At 37.2% G+C, this 14578-nt stretch carries 15 protein-coding genes; 1 reads left to right on the top strand and 14 read right to left on the bottom strand.

The features are described from left to right. Positions 1-10: 10 nt before the first annotated feature. Positions 11-583 (top strand): hypothetical protein, encoded by a 573-nt coding sequence (locus L3556_RS03425; protein WP_277865913.1) that lies wholly within the window; start codon positions 11-13, stop codon positions 581-583. Positions 584-594: 11 nt separating this feature from the next. On the opposite strand, the gene L3556_RS03420 is transcribed toward L3556_RS03425, so the two are convergent. From L3556_RS03420 to L3556_RS03355, 14 genes are all read right to left on the bottom strand, one after another. Then, entirely contained in the window at positions 595-1419 is an 825-nt protein-coding gene (locus L3556_RS03420; protein WP_277865912.1) for a cobalt-precorrin-6A reductase, read from the bottom strand. Positions 1420-1426: 7 nt separating this feature from the next. Continuing rightward, positions 1427-1609: a hypothetical protein gene (locus L3556_RS03415; protein WP_277865911.1), complete on the bottom strand. Its 183-nt coding sequence runs from the start codon at positions 1607-1609 to the stop codon at positions 1427-1429. 318 nt (positions 1610-1927) lie between these two features. Then, complete coding sequence (locus L3556_RS03410; RefSeq protein WP_277865910.1) at positions 1928-3055, bottom strand: glycosyltransferase family protein; 1128 nt, start codon at positions 3053-3055, stop codon at positions 1928-1930. A gap of 26 nt (positions 3056-3081) precedes the next feature. Further along, positions 3082-3942, bottom strand: coding sequence for an NAD-dependent epimerase/dehydratase family protein (locus tag L3556_RS03405; RefSeq protein ID WP_277865909.1), 861 nt, complete (start codon positions 3940-3942; stop codon positions 3082-3084). Next, positions 3939-5108: a glycosyltransferase family protein gene (locus L3556_RS03400; RefSeq protein ID WP_277865908.1), complete on the bottom strand. Its 1170-nt coding sequence runs from the start codon at positions 5106-5108 to the stop codon at positions 3939-3941. The genes L3556_RS03405 and L3556_RS03400 overlap by 4 nt, the downstream gene beginning before the upstream one ends. Before the next feature lie 21 nt (positions 5109-5129). Further along, positions 5130-6140, bottom strand: coding sequence for a transglutaminase-like domain-containing protein (locus L3556_RS03395; protein WP_277865907.1), 1011 nt, complete (start codon positions 6138-6140; stop codon positions 5130-5132). After that, positions 6085-6888 carry a class I SAM-dependent methyltransferase gene (locus L3556_RS03390; RefSeq protein WP_277865906.1) on the bottom strand — a complete coding sequence of 268 codons (804 nt, stop codon included), beginning with the start codon at positions 6886-6888 and terminating at the stop codon, positions 6085-6087. The genes L3556_RS03395 and L3556_RS03390 overlap by 56 nt, the downstream gene beginning before the upstream one ends. A gap of 7 nt (positions 6889-6895) precedes the next feature. Next, the gene (locus tag L3556_RS03385) at positions 6896-7984 is read right to left on the bottom strand and encodes a hypothetical protein (RefSeq protein ID WP_277865905.1); all 1089 of its coding nucleotides are present in this window, start codon (positions 7982-7984) and stop codon (positions 6896-6898) included. After that, positions 7975-9249 carry a hypothetical protein gene (locus tag L3556_RS03380; RefSeq protein WP_277865904.1) on the bottom strand — a complete coding sequence of 425 codons (1275 nt, stop codon included), beginning with the start codon at positions 9247-9249 and terminating at the stop codon, positions 7975-7977. The genes L3556_RS03385 and L3556_RS03380 overlap by 10 nt, the downstream gene beginning before the upstream one ends. After that, a complete protein-coding gene (locus tag L3556_RS03375) occupies positions 9246-10511 on the bottom strand; it encodes a glycosyltransferase (protein ID WP_277865903.1) in 1266 nt (421 codons plus the stop codon). The genes L3556_RS03380 and L3556_RS03375 overlap by 4 nt, the downstream gene beginning before the upstream one ends. A gap of 139 nt (positions 10512-10650) precedes the next feature. Then, positions 10651-11598 (bottom strand): methionyl-tRNA formyltransferase, encoded by a 948-nt coding sequence (locus L3556_RS03370; protein ID WP_277865902.1) that lies wholly within the window; start codon positions 11596-11598, stop codon positions 10651-10653. Between the two features lie 8 nt (positions 11599-11606). After that, positions 11607-12053 (bottom strand): DUF29 domain-containing protein, encoded by a 447-nt coding sequence (locus L3556_RS03365; RefSeq protein ID WP_277865901.1) that lies wholly within the window; start codon positions 12051-12053, stop codon positions 11607-11609. Positions 12054-12065: 12 nt separating this feature from the next. Next, positions 12066-13952: an asparagine synthase (glutamine-hydrolyzing) gene (asnB, locus tag L3556_RS03360; RefSeq protein WP_277865900.1), complete on the bottom strand. Its 1887-nt coding sequence runs from the start codon at positions 13950-13952 to the stop codon at positions 12066-12068. A gap of 46 nt (positions 13953-13998) precedes the next feature. Next, positions 13999-14478 carry a DUF29 domain-containing protein gene (locus L3556_RS03355; RefSeq protein WP_277865899.1) on the bottom strand — a complete coding sequence of 160 codons (480 nt, stop codon included), beginning with the start codon at positions 14476-14478 and terminating at the stop codon, positions 13999-14001. Positions 14479-14578: the final 100 nt, after the last annotated feature.

The raw sequence follows: 14578 nt of genomic DNA, 5'->3' as shown, positions 1-14578 counted from the left end.
GTATTGATCGATGGCTATTACCCTGAATCAAATCTCCCGTTATCTGGATAACCACAAGCTCAACTACAAAGTTGTCCTCAGCGATAATCAGATTATTACGGGTGTCACCGGAGATCACCTGGATCGTTTTATTGTCATTATCCAACTCGATGAAGATGGCGAGTTTTTCAAGATCTACAGTCCTGACATCTTGCCTGGGGTGAAGCATCACCGCTACAAGGAAGCCATTTTACAGACCCTCCTTTGTATTTCCTGGGAAACGAAAATGCTGCAATGGGAATACGATTCCCGGGATGGTGAAGTTCGGGCCATTATTGAATTTCCCCTAGAGGATGGCACCTTGACGGAACGGCAGTTTTTCCGCTGTTTGGGGGCATTAGTGGAAATTGTGGATACAACCGTACCCCGTTTACGGGAATTGATTCGCCTTGGCACCACCCAATCTTCGGCGGATAGTGCGGAAGTTGCCATTGGAGAGCGGCTCCTGTTGACGATTCAAGAAGAGGCCCCTGGACTATTGGATCTCATTGCCCAAGCCCTAGAGTCCCGCAAGCAGCGGGGCCAGTTTCCCCTGGAAACCTGACTCTCTTTACCCTAGGAGACGGGTTTCCAGCCCAAGGTTTTAATAAATTGGATCACCCCTTGGCGATCTCTCGTCTGAAGCGGGTAGGCGATCTCTGGCCGGTTAATCGTAATCAGTTGCACCCCCAATTGGGCGGCAATGTTTTGTTTGATCTGTTCGCCGCCAGGGGCCCCCGATGCCTTAGTAACCACCAGGGAAATACGCCACTGCTGCCACAATGCCCGTTCTAAATCCTCACTAATGGGCGGCCGCAGGGCAACTAATCGATTTGGAGAAAAGCCAGCGGCTAATGCAGCCGTCAGGGCGGGAATGGAGGGTAAAATGCGGGCAAACAACGTGGAGCGATCGTGCCAAGACGTAAAGTGGGCTAAAAATCGGTATCCCAACGTGAGTAAGACCCGCTGCTGATTCAAATAATCCCCCTGAATCAACTCATCAATGGTGGCCAGTTGGATAGATGCGCCAATGGCGGATGGGGCCGACGGCCGTTCAAAACGCAGGTAGGGTAAGGATAGCTCCTGACTCAGGGAGATCGCCAGTTGGGAGATGGCCACCGCAAAGGGGTGAGACGCATCAATTATGACTTGAATACGATGACATTGCAGAAAGGGTTTAGCCTCTTCCTGCCGCAGCGTTGTTACAACAATATGCAATTGGGGATGAACCGGATAGAGATGACGAGCCGCTGCCGTTGTTACCGTCACAACACAGGAAAGACCATACTCTAAAAGGAGGTGGGCAATCTCCCGACTTTCTTGGGTGCCACCAATGAGCCAGACCTGATACCCGCGATCACCCCAAGGCTCTTGGCCCAACCCTAGATGGGCATTGCTCAAGGAAAAACTATCCTTTCAGGGCGCGGCTAAAATTTTCCCGATAGGATTTATTGGCGATGAGGAGTAGGGGCCATAGGGCCGCAAGGGGAAGACGATATTGACTATAGTGGGTGCGATCGAACCCCTGCCAAAACCGCCAAAAACCAATAAAGTAAGCAATGATCGCTACAAAACCGATGATACTACCCATACTCGAACTACCCCCAGCCTGATTCGTGAATCTTATTTTATCTGTGATTTTAACGTTGAATGATTCCAGAAATATATAGCTAAACCAAATCATATCTGACTGGGAATGCAGTTCTCTGTATGCTAAAGAAGCGGCCCAGCAGCGGACACTTCGGATATTGCTGCGGATCAATAGAGGAATGGTTATTCAGGGACGGTCACAGATTAGTTGGCTCAGTGTAGGACACTGCTAAATGAAGCAAGCCGATGGGAACGCGACAAATTTTATGTCAAGGGTAAAATCCATTAATTTTAATTCAATCGTAGCTATAGGAATATATCAACTCAAAAAACTTTCATAATCCTTGAGAATCTTTGATGCGATTTTGAGAGGATCATGCCATTTCTCAACATATGCTCGACTTTGCTGAGCGATCGCCCATAACTTTTCCCTTGGCATTTTCAAAACCAGGCGAAGTGTTTCTTCAATTGTCTCTAAGCTTGATTGAATAAAAGGAAAATCATTGACCATTTCAGGTGGAACAAATCCTAAATCTTGCTCACGAATATAGACGATAACTGGCTTACCCAAGGCCATAGCCTCTACTGCTAATCCGCCGTACCATCCTAATAATAATTGATCAACTAGAATATCTATATCTTGATATTGTGCTTTCGCATCTGCATGACTCATTCCTTCAACAAGAATTAACTCAAATTTATAGCCTTCTTGTTTTAAGTTATCTAGGGCATCAAGGAGGAATTGAGTTCCCTTTGCTTTACGGTTACTAGGTGCATGACCAATTTTTAGAGGCCGATTCTGAAGTTGGGTATAGTTAGGAGTCCATTCATTCAATGAAATATGGCTATAGGGAATAAACTCAGTTTGGGGAGGCAATACATACATTAAGTCTGGATTTAAGGCATAAATTTTTTTACAGTATTTGGACAAACGCTGAATCTCTCTTCGTTTCCGAACATCTGATTCAGGGGTATAAAATTGATAACTAACCTGGGGACCAACCTCAGGGCCAAAATGCTCTATACAGTAATCTCCTTGGCGAGCGTCTGTTCCTTGATAATGAACAAAAACTAAAATTTTGCGCCATTTTAAGATATTAAGCTCAAATAGTTGCATAAAACTTAAATAGGCTGAATAAAAGGAGCGAAATCTTTTTTTAAGAAAGGAGTTATCGTTAGGATACATAGACTCCCAACTGTACAATGTAGAGCCAAAATTATAATGAATAACATCATAGTCTGCAAAAACATACAAGAAAGCCTTTAAGCGCTTCATTTCACGGGATATAAGAAAATCATTTTGCGAAAAAAGAACTTTGGTTACGGGATATTGAATGTAGTTTTGCTTAAACACCCATGTTTCACTCTGAATACCAAGCTGATTTAAGTGTTTACTTAAACCTTGAGGATTACCACCTACGGCACTAGGTAAATGCAAGACTTTCATAAAACAAAGTTCATTATTAATCAGATTCAAATAATATCATTTAAATAATTTTTAATTTGCCTTGTAGGTTTTTGTAGTTTTTCACACATTGCTGTATTATCACCAATTAAATCTCGTGGCTCTCCTGAGATAGTTTGAAACTGTGGCTCAATATTAAGATAGTTGCCCATGGTTTCAGCAATCTGGCGAAGTGAGAGAACTTCTGGTCCAGCAATATTAAAGGTGGCACTTTCTGAACTATTAAGTGTGGCGATCGCAGCGGCAGCAGCATCTAGAACATGAATCGGATTAATACGAATGCCATTAACCCCTTGCAATGTAATTGGACGATGATATTTAACACTATCCATTAAGCGTGGAATTAACATCGAACGTCTTTGCCCAGGGCCATACATAAAGAAGAAACGGAGAACAATCACTTGAAAAAATGCAGCATAGCTTTGCACTAAAACTTCACTACATAGTTTACTTCCTAGATAATAACCAAGTTTCCCAGGGGGGACAATGGGTGAATTTTCATGAAAGGGTTGATGGCTATTTCCATACACACCACCAGAGGAAGCATAAATAAATATACGGATATTAGCTTGACGGGCATAGTTTAACAGGTAAGCTGTAGAGGCAATATTAACATTAAAAATATCTAACGCCTTATCAGGAAATTCCCGAAAATAAGTAGATTGAGCTAAATGAATAATCGCATCAACTTGTTTAGGTAAATGTGAATATGAAAATTGTTGGCTAAAATCAGTAATAATATAATGAATGCCTGGGATGGGAACTTTTAAGGACTGACGAACTAAAGCAAAAACCTGATGCTCTCTAACTAGACTTGTTTGTAATACTTTACCTAAAAGACCATTTGCGCCAGTCAGTATGATATTCATTTTGTAGAAGGATGTAAGTCAATAGATCGATTAATTGTGTCAAATACTGCACCAACTGCGTGAATCGAATGAACTTTTTCAACATAAGCTTTACCTTTTTTTGACATTAGCGATAAATAATTAGGATCATGAATCACTCTTTTTAAGTCGGCTTTTAATGAAAGAGGATTGGAATTAATAAGTGGTGGCTCATCTGAGGAAATAAGTCCAGCACACCGATAGAGGTAAAGCAAATCATCCCTAAGATAACAAATGACAGGCTTAGATAATACCATGGACTCAATGGCAAACATAGCATACCAACCAATAATTAACTGATCAATCACCAAATCAGCTTTTTGAATTTCATGGAGTACTTCTTGATTAGAGACTTTTTCTAAAAGAATAAGATCAATGTCTTCACCGTCTTTCTGAAGAGACTCAATTGCCTCAATAACAAATTGCGTACCTTTAATATTGCGATGATTAGGAGCATGAAGAATTCTAAATTTACTATTATTAGTTTTCTCTAATGGAGAGAGATATTTATATAGAGAAGTATCAATGGAAAAATGAGCAACCATAAGGGTATCCCAGTGATACATATAATCTACCCAATCACATCCTGAAATAATGTGGGAAGCATTTTTTATCCAGAAATCAATTTTTCGAGAAATTAATTTATTTTTCAATCGATGCAGTGGATAATCACTGGACATAGCATGTCTAAAAACAAGATTTGGAGTGCGAATTAAGTCTTGTATGTCAGCACCATAGGGCATTAATATGATTTTGATGTTTGCTACTTTTAATAAATAAGGTTCGAAAGTCCAAAGTATACTTGAATTAAGTAAACATCCATTAAAATAAGAGTACAAACATTTATACGTAAAAATTAAATATAAAAAATCTATATGCAATATTCTTAAAAAAAAGATAGAAGCAAACTTATTACTAAAAATGAATTTCCTATCAAAATCCTTTACAATAAAATAAGTTTGTGTAACGAAAGTTTCAGCAGTATAATTGTAAGCTTGAAGTGCCTTCTTGTGATAAATATTATTAATTAACGGTTCTGGCCCTAATCCAATATCAATTTTCTTGTTAATAAAACGAGAGATAAAACATAAAATAAATAAGCATGGTAAATACAACAACTCAATTAATAGCAGCAATAACCTCTTCATATTTTTAACTCATTACAGTAATTATGGATAGTATAACTGATAAAATTTATCATCTGACAAGGGCGTATAGTTTTTTAATAAAAATCTTTTTAAATCACTATTTGAGATAAAAGTAGCAGGAAATTCATATTTGCTTAAACCAATAATAATTGGCACTTGAATAACATGCTTGTACCACTCGAGTAATGCTTCTTTATTGATGTTGCGTTCATCAACCCAAAAGCCATAATCATAGCCTTGATTTATAAAATGGGAATGACCACGATTTGCGGGTAAGAGATGTAACGTCACATTATTGTGTTTAAGATATTTACATATATTAATTAGATTTGTAGGTTGCTCCTTTAAATAAAACAAAACTGAAAAACTAGGGTCATATACAATCCATTCTCCAAAGTCATTCTTAATTTCTAAAAATGTGTGTCCATCATCAAATCCATTCCAAGACTCCAAGGTTGCTGATGCAACAAGTCGCGTTTCTATACCCACTTGATTTAATAACATAGCGGCCAATCGGGATAGATCACTACAAGCAGCTGTAATAACTCCATGTTTTAGTTTTTGACGCTCAATTTGTAATTCAGAAGACAGGAAATCTAAAAACCCATATTCCCAAAGATAACCAATAAAATTAAAAATATCAAAGGGGGTTTTAACAACAATTCGTTGCTCATTAAAAGTATTCAGTTTATAAAAACGATAAAGCCCAGATTCTGTTAGATCATAAACTGAACGCTCAATTATTACATAACCAGGAGACTGGATAATATCTGACGATAAATTGTTAACTACAATATTTTCGTTATTAATCGCATGGAGACGATTTACCCCTCCTTTGTAACATTTATATGCATAGAGTAGACTATTACATGGTTTTATATAACTTTTTAACTCTTCTCGTAATTTAGATTGACGAATAAAGTTCATTTTATTTTTGATATTTTTTATCCACATATTATAATATAAAATTAAGTGGCTATGATATGCGTGGCTTTTTAATTGCAAGAACTTCAATGATTGCAGGATACCCATAAAAACTATCTGAATATGCAGGTATAACTTTTAATGAACCTTCATTATGAATCATAATACTTCCTTCTGGACCTATTTCAGTAAGAGAAAAATCATGCTGTTCTAATAGAAATCTCAACCATTTTTGACCAACAACAATATTCTGCTTCTTGCCAGTGATCGTTCTAAATATCATCCTCAGAGTAGTTTTGACTAGCCCATAATTACGTTGCTTAAAGCCACGATCCAATAATAAATGAAAATACCAGCCCAAAGAATTAGCATTAAGGTAAAGCCTACCTCCAGGTTTTAATACTTGAGAAAACTTTTTCATGACAATAGGCATCTGAGTAAACATAAATACCCCATAGCAAAAAATACCATCTACAGATTGCTCAGGAAAAGGCATATTTTCTAATGATGAATATTGAAATTCGATATTGTCAACTTTCATAGCTTGAGCCAAGTATTGGCCTACCAGAAGTCTACCTGTATTTATATCAATACTTTTAACCTGCCAATTCATTTTGGACAAAGCTATTGACCACTGTCCGATTCCACATCCTGCATCGATAACTGTATCTAGTTGAGTAAATCCTAAGTTTTTTAAACGTTGTTCATAATAAGTTAGGCTTCGATTACCAGTCAGTTCAATTCCCATGAACTCCTGTTCATAAGGTGAAAGACAGTTCAAGATTTCTGCAGGAATATTCCATCCAGCCAATGTAATAGCTTCATGTAGGTTTATAATTTTTTGAAGATAACTCATTTTTTTACTATTTATTTTTATTTTCTAAGTGAGTTCTGTATTTTGAGAATGCAATATTAATTGCAGCTGCATTAAATTCGTGACCACCTTCATATTGAATGATTCTATTTGGAAAATAACTTTCTACTTCATTGTATACATTATTATAGAATTGTTTTTGATTTGTTCCATACGCAACCATAAAGTAAGGAAAATCAAAGGCAGAAATCATCATTTCTCGAGAAATTCCAGGAAAAACCATTTCCCAGTTCCATGCAAACAAGTTGTTTTCATCTGTATAATAACTTCTTTCATCAACCCATCCTTCAATACATAAAACTAATCCTAATTGGTCTATTAAAAGTGATTTAGACTCTTGAAGATCAAGTATTAAATTTCCAGCAAGATATGCACCGTATGATGTTCCAATTATATGAATAGTTTTATACTTGGTAGCTAAATCCTTCAAAATAATTTTAAGCCTCTGTATATCAAGATATATCCATGATTGCTGAAAACGTGAAGCTAATCGTCTTCTAGCATTTTGAAAACGTGAATTATGAGTTACATAAGGAGCAACAACATCAAATTGTTTTTGAAACAGAAACAATCCTATATGGTTTGAATAAAATTTATCATGGTCATTAAAAAAATCATCTGGAACAAGAGAATTTCCATGAATAAGCAGTACAGCTTCTTCAGTGGGAGACATGTGCAATTTATCAATATAAGCCGCTAAAATATTTTCGTTATTTATCAAGCACTTATATTGCATGGAAGAACAGGAATTTGGGAAATCAAGTCCTATATCGTAAGCAAAATCATTTAATAAGATTTCCTTGTACTTAAATTTGTATTCTTGATTTTTTGAGAGTAAATCACTATAAAGCAATATATCCGAGTCATTAATAACATTAAGGTTTGGACGATGTGGATACTTCACTTGATTAGTTGTAGGAGTATTTACTTTCAATCTATGAAGGTTTATGAGTTCTATAAATGAAGCAAATCTATAATGACCTATAAATAACCCAAGAAAAAAAAATATTATAGGAATCGAAAGAATCAATAGTCTTTTAATTAATTTAAAACCAGAATGTTGACTATTTATAACCATATATTATTTTTCCTTAAAAAGGAAACTGTACAAGAATAACGTCCCATTTCATCAGGGCCATTATAATCAATTTTTAATTTTTTATTTTCCGATTTAATTTGTATAGACTTTGATGGATCGATATAAATTGTTAGCCCCATGTAATATTTTTGAGCTTCCATTACATTAAAGCAATTTTTTAAATTTTCATTATGCAGGCAGTAAACTCCATCAACTTCTTGAGTTACTGTAGTTGTTCTGATCATGCTTACGTAATTAAGAAAGCTTTCTAGTGAGGCTATCCAGAGTTTACCTGATATTTTCTCATTTTTCAAAAAATAAAATGGGGTTAAATAGGTTTCTGGATGTTCCTTGATAGCATCAATTGTTGCAGGAAAACATTTGCCAGCATTGCGATAGATTACACCAAAGTGTTGATAAAATATAATTCCCATATGGTATTTATAAAAATCCGACCAGGGAATTTGATGTAGTTGATAAGCTAATGAGGAAAGATTGGGAGCGTTTTTACCAGTTGAACGAAAACGCTGAAAGCCTATAAAAATAGATTCATCTTGTAATTTAATAGGACAGGAAATATCATTGGACTCAATAAAGTAAGCTGTATTTTTTTGCATCTTTTTTTTCAAAATGCTTTTTTTTATCAAAGACAACCGTAAACGTAAATTTATTCTCTGTTTCTCTATTTGCTGTGTCAACATTGAATCTGTCCAAACATAACGTATGCCATGTTGAGCTAACAAATCTGCATGATATGCTTGACTGTGCTTAATATCTCCTTGATGATACAGTGCATCTCGGCCAATATTTTGAATATTTTCAACTCCACCATGGTTAGTGAAAATGGGTATAGAAACCCCAATATTGGCAAGTATGTCAAAGCATCGAATAGCATGTGCTCTAGAAAAACCACCAACAGTATCAAAGTCACCATAGGCGTGAATAGTATCCAACCATCCTGATTGTAAATATTCATTTATTCTAGAATAGTAATCTTTACAGGGAGCATTTATATTATGTCCATCAAAGTAAGAAAAATTATACGGATGAGCAGAATAAAAGAAAAAACTAGAAGAAATATCTAGTCCTAAACCTTTTCCTAACGGAGTTAAAGTTTTAGTATTCAAGAATTTCATTAATGTATCAAAAAAATCAAAACTCATAAATTCTGCATCATTAGATAATGATAGTCCTGCAAGATAAGGATAGGGCCAGCATCTAATTAGTGGAGAGAGAGGTTCAATTTTATGAAGGTAGCTTTTCATAGAGCAGCTAAGGAATCTTCAATCTTAGAAAAAACTTTAGAAACGGCAATAGTTTCATTATGCGTTTTATTAAACCACCGAGTAATCTCAGAGCTATAGAAATCAAAATCAAGACATCCCGTATCAATCTTGATTAAGAACTTAGTAATTTCATCTGCGGATTTAACATTTAAAACAGGTGGTGGCAACCATTCTTTGTGAGCAAATGCTTCATTTTTAATAAACATCATAACTGGTGTTCCTACGCTGATAGCCTCTAATGCAGATGTTCCATAGGTTCCCAAGCAAAATTGATCTATTACCAAATCGACGGAGGAAAATAATTCGTAAAGAATGGGCTTGGAAATAGCACAGGGCATAAATGTGCAGCAACTATATTCTTTCATTCTATTTTTAGCCTTGTAATAATCTTTACCCCAACCACTAAAAAGAAAATGTATATTATTTGGCTGGATATGTTCTATAGCAGCAAGTAAACGATCTGTTCCCTTCCAATAGTAGTCTATACGGGATGGTATAAATACACAATAGCTGTTTTCTGACACGTTAATTTGCAGTTTTTCTAGACACTGTTTTAATTTATTTGAGCGTTCTTTTTTAGGTAATCTTTTCTTTCCTTTCAATGGTAGAGGAAAATATTCAATGGAGTAGTTGATAGGAGTAACATGACCACCGATTCCTGTTGGATCGTGAGAACCAATCCACAAGCATTTTTTATATGCTTCTTTTAGAACATATCTTTGTAATTCTTTCTTAATATTATTTAACGTTGATGTCCATTTTTGATCAAAATCAGAAGCGAAGCGAATATCTCCCCCATGTGGCCATATTATATATGGTCTACCTGATGCCCATGCCAATATTGTTGCTTCAATACCACAAACAATTAAACAGTCAACTGACTGCATCGCTAAAATTATTTTTTTTCTATATTCAGATTTTCGTAAATACCAGAAATTTAGAATAAGGTTATTTTGATAATACTCTGTTAGTTTTCCATCTATTTTACTTGGGTCAAGCATATATTCTGGTAATTGCCAGCCAAGTTTTTCTTCTATTTCAGTCCATTTTTGTCGTGTAAAATGGCAATTAGATATATCTTCATAAGACAGAGTGAATGATACATCTTCCCAAACAGGCTGACTAAAAGGAAAAGTATCTACAATATCTCTGATATATACAACATCTATACCTTGTCGATGAAATGACTTTGCTGCCACATATGTGTTGTTGGCTAAACCACCATAAAAACCTATCTTCATTGTATTCAGTTTCTAATTATCTGAGATGTATTAATAAAGAAGTGTTGAAAAATACGATTTTGCCAAGTTACTTCTATTTCTAGTTTTATTTTACTCATTTGACTGAATTTCATTTGTTTTTTATTATTACAGCATTATTTTAACTATAGAATATAGTTTCTTTAGGAATATTTATGTCAATTTCATTCTTAGAAATATCATTCCCATTATAATTAATTTCTAGCAGCTCAATAATTCCTCTTCCTGTTTGTACAAAAAATGATCCATTTACTTGTAAAACCTCACCGGTTTTTAAGTCATCTGATTCATAAATATCATTTACTAAGCGACTCTTCCAAATAATTAATTTGTTTCCATTAAACATGGTAAATGCTCCAGGATAAGGATGGGTTTGAGCACGAATGAAATTATAAATTTGAGTTGCCGTCCACTCCCAGTTAATAAGTCCATCCTCTGGAGAGCGTTGTGGAAAAATTCTACGTTTTGTTTCATCCTGCTGCATGAGAGTTGCTGATCCTTGAATGAGTTCTGGAATATACTCTTCAATAAGCTGAAGACCTAAAATTTCAACACGCTGATATAAAGTTTTAATTGTATCTTCGGCATCAATTTCTACACTTTTTTGCCCCACAATAGGCCCATTATCAATACCATCTTCTAGTTGGAAAAATGTAATGCCTGTTTTTTTCTCTCCATTAATTATTGCCCATACCAATGGAGCACCACCACTGTAGTCAGGCAATAATGATCCATGAAGTCCATAGGCAGGTGCTAATTTACGCCATACCTTAGGAATTTTATGATACCAGCCTGAAACGATAAACATCTGAGGCTTCCAGCATTGAACAACTTCAAAGAGTGTGGAGTCGTTCATTCCATTCTTAATTTGAATATAATTGGTCTTATGAATTTGGCAGTAGTTGTAAAAATTTGCGTATAAAACATTTGTAACACCTTCAGGGCGATAGGAAATGGAAAAAGTCTCAGGTGCTGTGACAACACCAGTAATATTGCAACAATTTAATTCAACAATCTTATTAAGGCAACGAAGGCCAAACTGACTTGCTCCAATAAATACAATATTCATTTATTTTCCTAGGGCCAGTAATGGTCATCTTGAATTTGTGATAAACAAAACGGACAGTCTTCAGGAAACGCTCCATCATCTAATCCAGTTTCACGAATAGCCAAATCCCGACCATCCAACCAGGCTTCTGCAAATGCTTCTTCCAAACGGTTCTTTAATCCTGGATTACGCTGGAGTAATCGTATGATTTTACGGCGTTGCTCACGGATAGTTGCTTTCCAGGAATTACTTTGAATATTAGGCTGATATTTCCATTTAAGTAAGTGACCAATTAAAATGCTTAAACGATAGCTTAACTGATCATAATGTCGATTTCCCAAATCTGCAATTTCTTCGGCTAAATTTTTCCAGTCTAAATTTTCAGAATTTTGCCCTGCTAGCGCATGGGATTGCTCCTGAGTCCAAGCATAAAAATCTTTTTGATAAAGGGATAATGGCATTGGCGTATCACTCATATCTAACTCTACTTAGAGAACTCCTCCTAGAAACTCCTGTAACCATTGCTCAATATTTAATAACGACCAAATTAACAATCGCCGATTTTGTTTTCCCTCTAAATGCTCTTCAATCAGTAAACTCACCGCTTGACGATCTAGAATCTGATAAATATGGGCGTTGGAATCCAGCAAACAGCGTTTTACAAATTCAATGCTTTCTCCCTTAAACCAACTTGCATCTGGGGATGAGAACCCCTGTTTCACAGCCTGGGTAATCTCAGTGGGAATATATCGCTCCATCACATCTCGTAAAATTTGTTTACCATCATTGGTTTTCTGAAAATATTTTTGTGGTTTATTCCCTGGTTCATTCTCATTAATCCGGATGACCTCAACTAAATTATTGAGTTTAAACTCAACAGGACATCCCATGGCAAACTCTACCAAATCATTGTCCATGAAAGGAACTCGACTCTCTAAACCATGGGCCATACTTAGTTTATCTTCTACGACAAACAAACCATGTAAAAAGGTTTTAGCTTCAAAATACAGGGAGTGATTAATATAATCTTCGGGACAATCCAGGGCATTATCATGGGTGGCAAACACATCTCGGAAAATATCCCGCGTCCACACATCTTTGACCTCTGACCACACTGGGGCAAATATGCGTCTTAAATCAGAATTACTCACTAGGCGATGCCAATAGAGATAATACTGATCAATATAATGCTCGAAATCTTGGTTTTTAGCCGCCCGATAATACCGCCAGGGGTAGCCGCCAAAGAGTTCATCACCCCCACTACCGGATAAGACTACCTTAACAAATTTACTGGCTAACTGGGCCACGTAATAATTGGGATAGCTCTGTCCCACCCGTGGCTCCTCTAAATGTCGGGCAAGTTTGGGTAGACACCGCTCCATGTCCCCGGCCTTGAGTACCATTTCGTAGTGCTCAGTTTTGAATCGGGCTGACATAGCTTCCGCTTTTACCCGCTCATCAAAGGCCAGTTCAATTCCAGACGCGGAACTTAAATCAAAACCACAGGTAAAGGTTTTAATATAGGGTAATTGCCGCGCAGCTAGGGCCGTCAATGTTCCTGAGTCCATGCCCCCAGACAAGTAGGCTCCCATTTCCACATCTGCCACTAGCTGCCGATTCACCGCTTGCTGAAGGAGTCGATCCAACTCTTCGCGGTACTCCCGCAGATCCACATGGCCATCGGGTTCCCGAAAACGATAATCCCAATAGCGACTGAGCTTCAATTCCGGTGATTCAGCCAAGTGTAAACGACCATAATGGCCCGCTGGTAATAACTTGATCCCCTTGATCAGGGTGCGATTAGTAAAAATATTTTGAAATGTAAAATATTCTAGGAGTGCCTCTTTATCCAGTTCAGGCTTAGCGGTGGGGTGGGCAAGAATTGCTTTTTGTTCGGAGCCAAAGAGAAATGTTGTTCCCAGGGTTGTGTAATACAGGGGTTTGATGCCATAGCGATCGCGCCCCAATAGTAACGTTTTTTCCTTTCGATCCCAGAGAGCTAGGGCAAACATGCCATTAAAGAAATCAAAGGCTGTGACTCCCCATTCCACAAGGGCATATAACACTACCTCTGTATCTGTTTGAGATCGAAACCAGTAGCCTCGTTCTTCTAACTGCGATCGCAACTCTTGGTAATTATAAACCTCACCGTTATAGCTCAAAATAAACCGATAATCGGCACTCACCATGGGCTGCTGGCCGGCCGCCGAAAGATCCAAAATAGCCAAACGCCGATGGCCTAAACCAACACACCCATCGATAAAAACACCTTCACTATCGGGGCCACGGTGGGCGATCGCATCGGTCATTTTTTTCAATACGTCTGCGGAAACCTGTTCATGGTTGAAATTTAAAAGGCCCGTGATCCCACACATTTATGAATGGTTCTCCACTTGTTCAGTATTCTAGATTTTTATATTCTTACTTGTCATAATTTTTCGTGGGTGAGAGTTCAGGAAAATCTATCGGCTCCTCAAAAATTTGCTGAATGGAGAAGGGACAGGCTTGGAAGACTGTTTGCGGATTTAGACCCGTTTCACTAGCAAAAAGATATAAACCCTTACGATAGCCAATGCCGATTGCTTCCTCTAGGTAAGGTTTGAGACTAGGATTTCTTTTAATCAGCAATGCAATTTCTTCTCGTTGATGGCAAATAGTACAAAACCAACTAACGGATTGTCGTTCAGGTTGATAGTACCATTTCAAGAGATGCCCTAATAAAACCCCCAAACGATTTTCAAGTTCCTGCCGCTGCTGCTTTCCCAAGGATTCAATCTCCTCCGCCAGGTTCTCAATATCCAGTTGGTTTAGCTGCCCAGACCTTAGGGCCTCAGCTTGTTGCTCTGTCCAGGCATGAAAGTCAACCTCATATAGTGAGAGGATAGGCGCAGGAGCTTGCATTATTACCCCCTTGGGTACATTACGCTCCTCTTAAGTATAGTCCTGGGCCACGGCGGGCGATCGCATCGGTCATTTTTTTCAATACGTCTGCGTAAATCTG

Source organism: Candidatus Synechococcus calcipolaris G9 (assembly GCF_029582805.1).
Lineage (GTDB): Bacteria > Cyanobacteriota > Cyanobacteriia > Thermosynechococcales > Thermosynechococcaceae > Synechococcus_F > Synechococcus_F calcipolaris.
This window is presented reverse-complemented; position numbering and strand designations above follow the sequence as displayed.

What these genes read in the sequence shown, in the direction of transcription:
- L3556_RS03425 (WP_277865913.1), top strand. Translation starts at nt 11, where the DNA reads ATGGCTATTACCCTGAATCAAATCTCCCGTTATCTGGATAACCACAAG.
- L3556_RS03415 (WP_277865911.1), bottom strand. Translation starts at nt 1,609, where the DNA reads ATGGGTAGTATCATCGGTTTTGTAGCGATCATTGCTTACTTTATTGGT.
- L3556_RS03410 (WP_277865910.1), bottom strand. Translation starts at nt 3,055, where the DNA reads ATGAAAGTCTTGCATTTACCTAGTGCCGTAGGTGGTAATCCTCAAGGT.
- L3556_RS03405 (WP_277865909.1), bottom strand. Translation starts at nt 3,942, where the DNA reads ATGAATATCATACTGACTGGCGCAAATGGTCTTTTAGGTAAAGTATTA.
- L3556_RS03400 (WP_277865908.1), bottom strand. Translation starts at nt 5,108, where the DNA reads ATGAAGAGGTTATTGCTGCTATTAATTGAGTTGTTGTATTTACCATGC.
- L3556_RS03395 (WP_277865907.1), bottom strand. Translation starts at nt 6,140, where the DNA reads ATGGGTATCCTGCAATCATTGAAGTTCTTGCAATTAAAAAGCCACGCA.
- L3556_RS03390 (WP_277865906.1), bottom strand. Translation starts at nt 6,888, where the DNA reads ATGAGTTATCTTCAAAAAATTATAAACCTACATGAAGCTATTACATTG.
- L3556_RS03385 (WP_277865905.1), bottom strand. Translation starts at nt 7,984, where the DNA reads ATGGTTATAAATAGTCAACATTCTGGTTTTAAATTAATTAAAAGACTA.
- L3556_RS03380 (WP_277865904.1), bottom strand. Translation starts at nt 9,249, where the DNA reads ATGAAAAGCTACCTTCATAAAATTGAACCTCTCTCTCCACTAATTAGA.
- L3556_RS03375 (WP_277865903.1), bottom strand. Translation starts at nt 10,511, where the DNA reads ATGAAGATAGGTTTTTATGGTGGTTTAGCCAACAACACATATGTGGCA.
- L3556_RS03370 (WP_277865902.1), bottom strand. Translation starts at nt 11,598, where the DNA reads ATGAATATTGTATTTATTGGAGCAAGTCAGTTTGGCCTTCGTTGCCTT.
- L3556_RS03365 (WP_277865901.1), bottom strand. Translation starts at nt 12,053, where the DNA reads ATGAGTGATACGCCAATGCCATTATCCCTTTATCAAAAAGATTTTTAT.
- asnB (WP_277865900.1), bottom strand. Translation starts at nt 13,952, where the DNA reads ATGTGTGGGATCACGGGCCTTTTAAATTTCAACCATGAACAGGTTTCC.
- L3556_RS03355 (WP_277865899.1), bottom strand. Translation starts at nt 14,478, where the DNA reads ATGCAAGCTCCTGCGCCTATCCTCTCACTATATGAGGTTGACTTTCAT.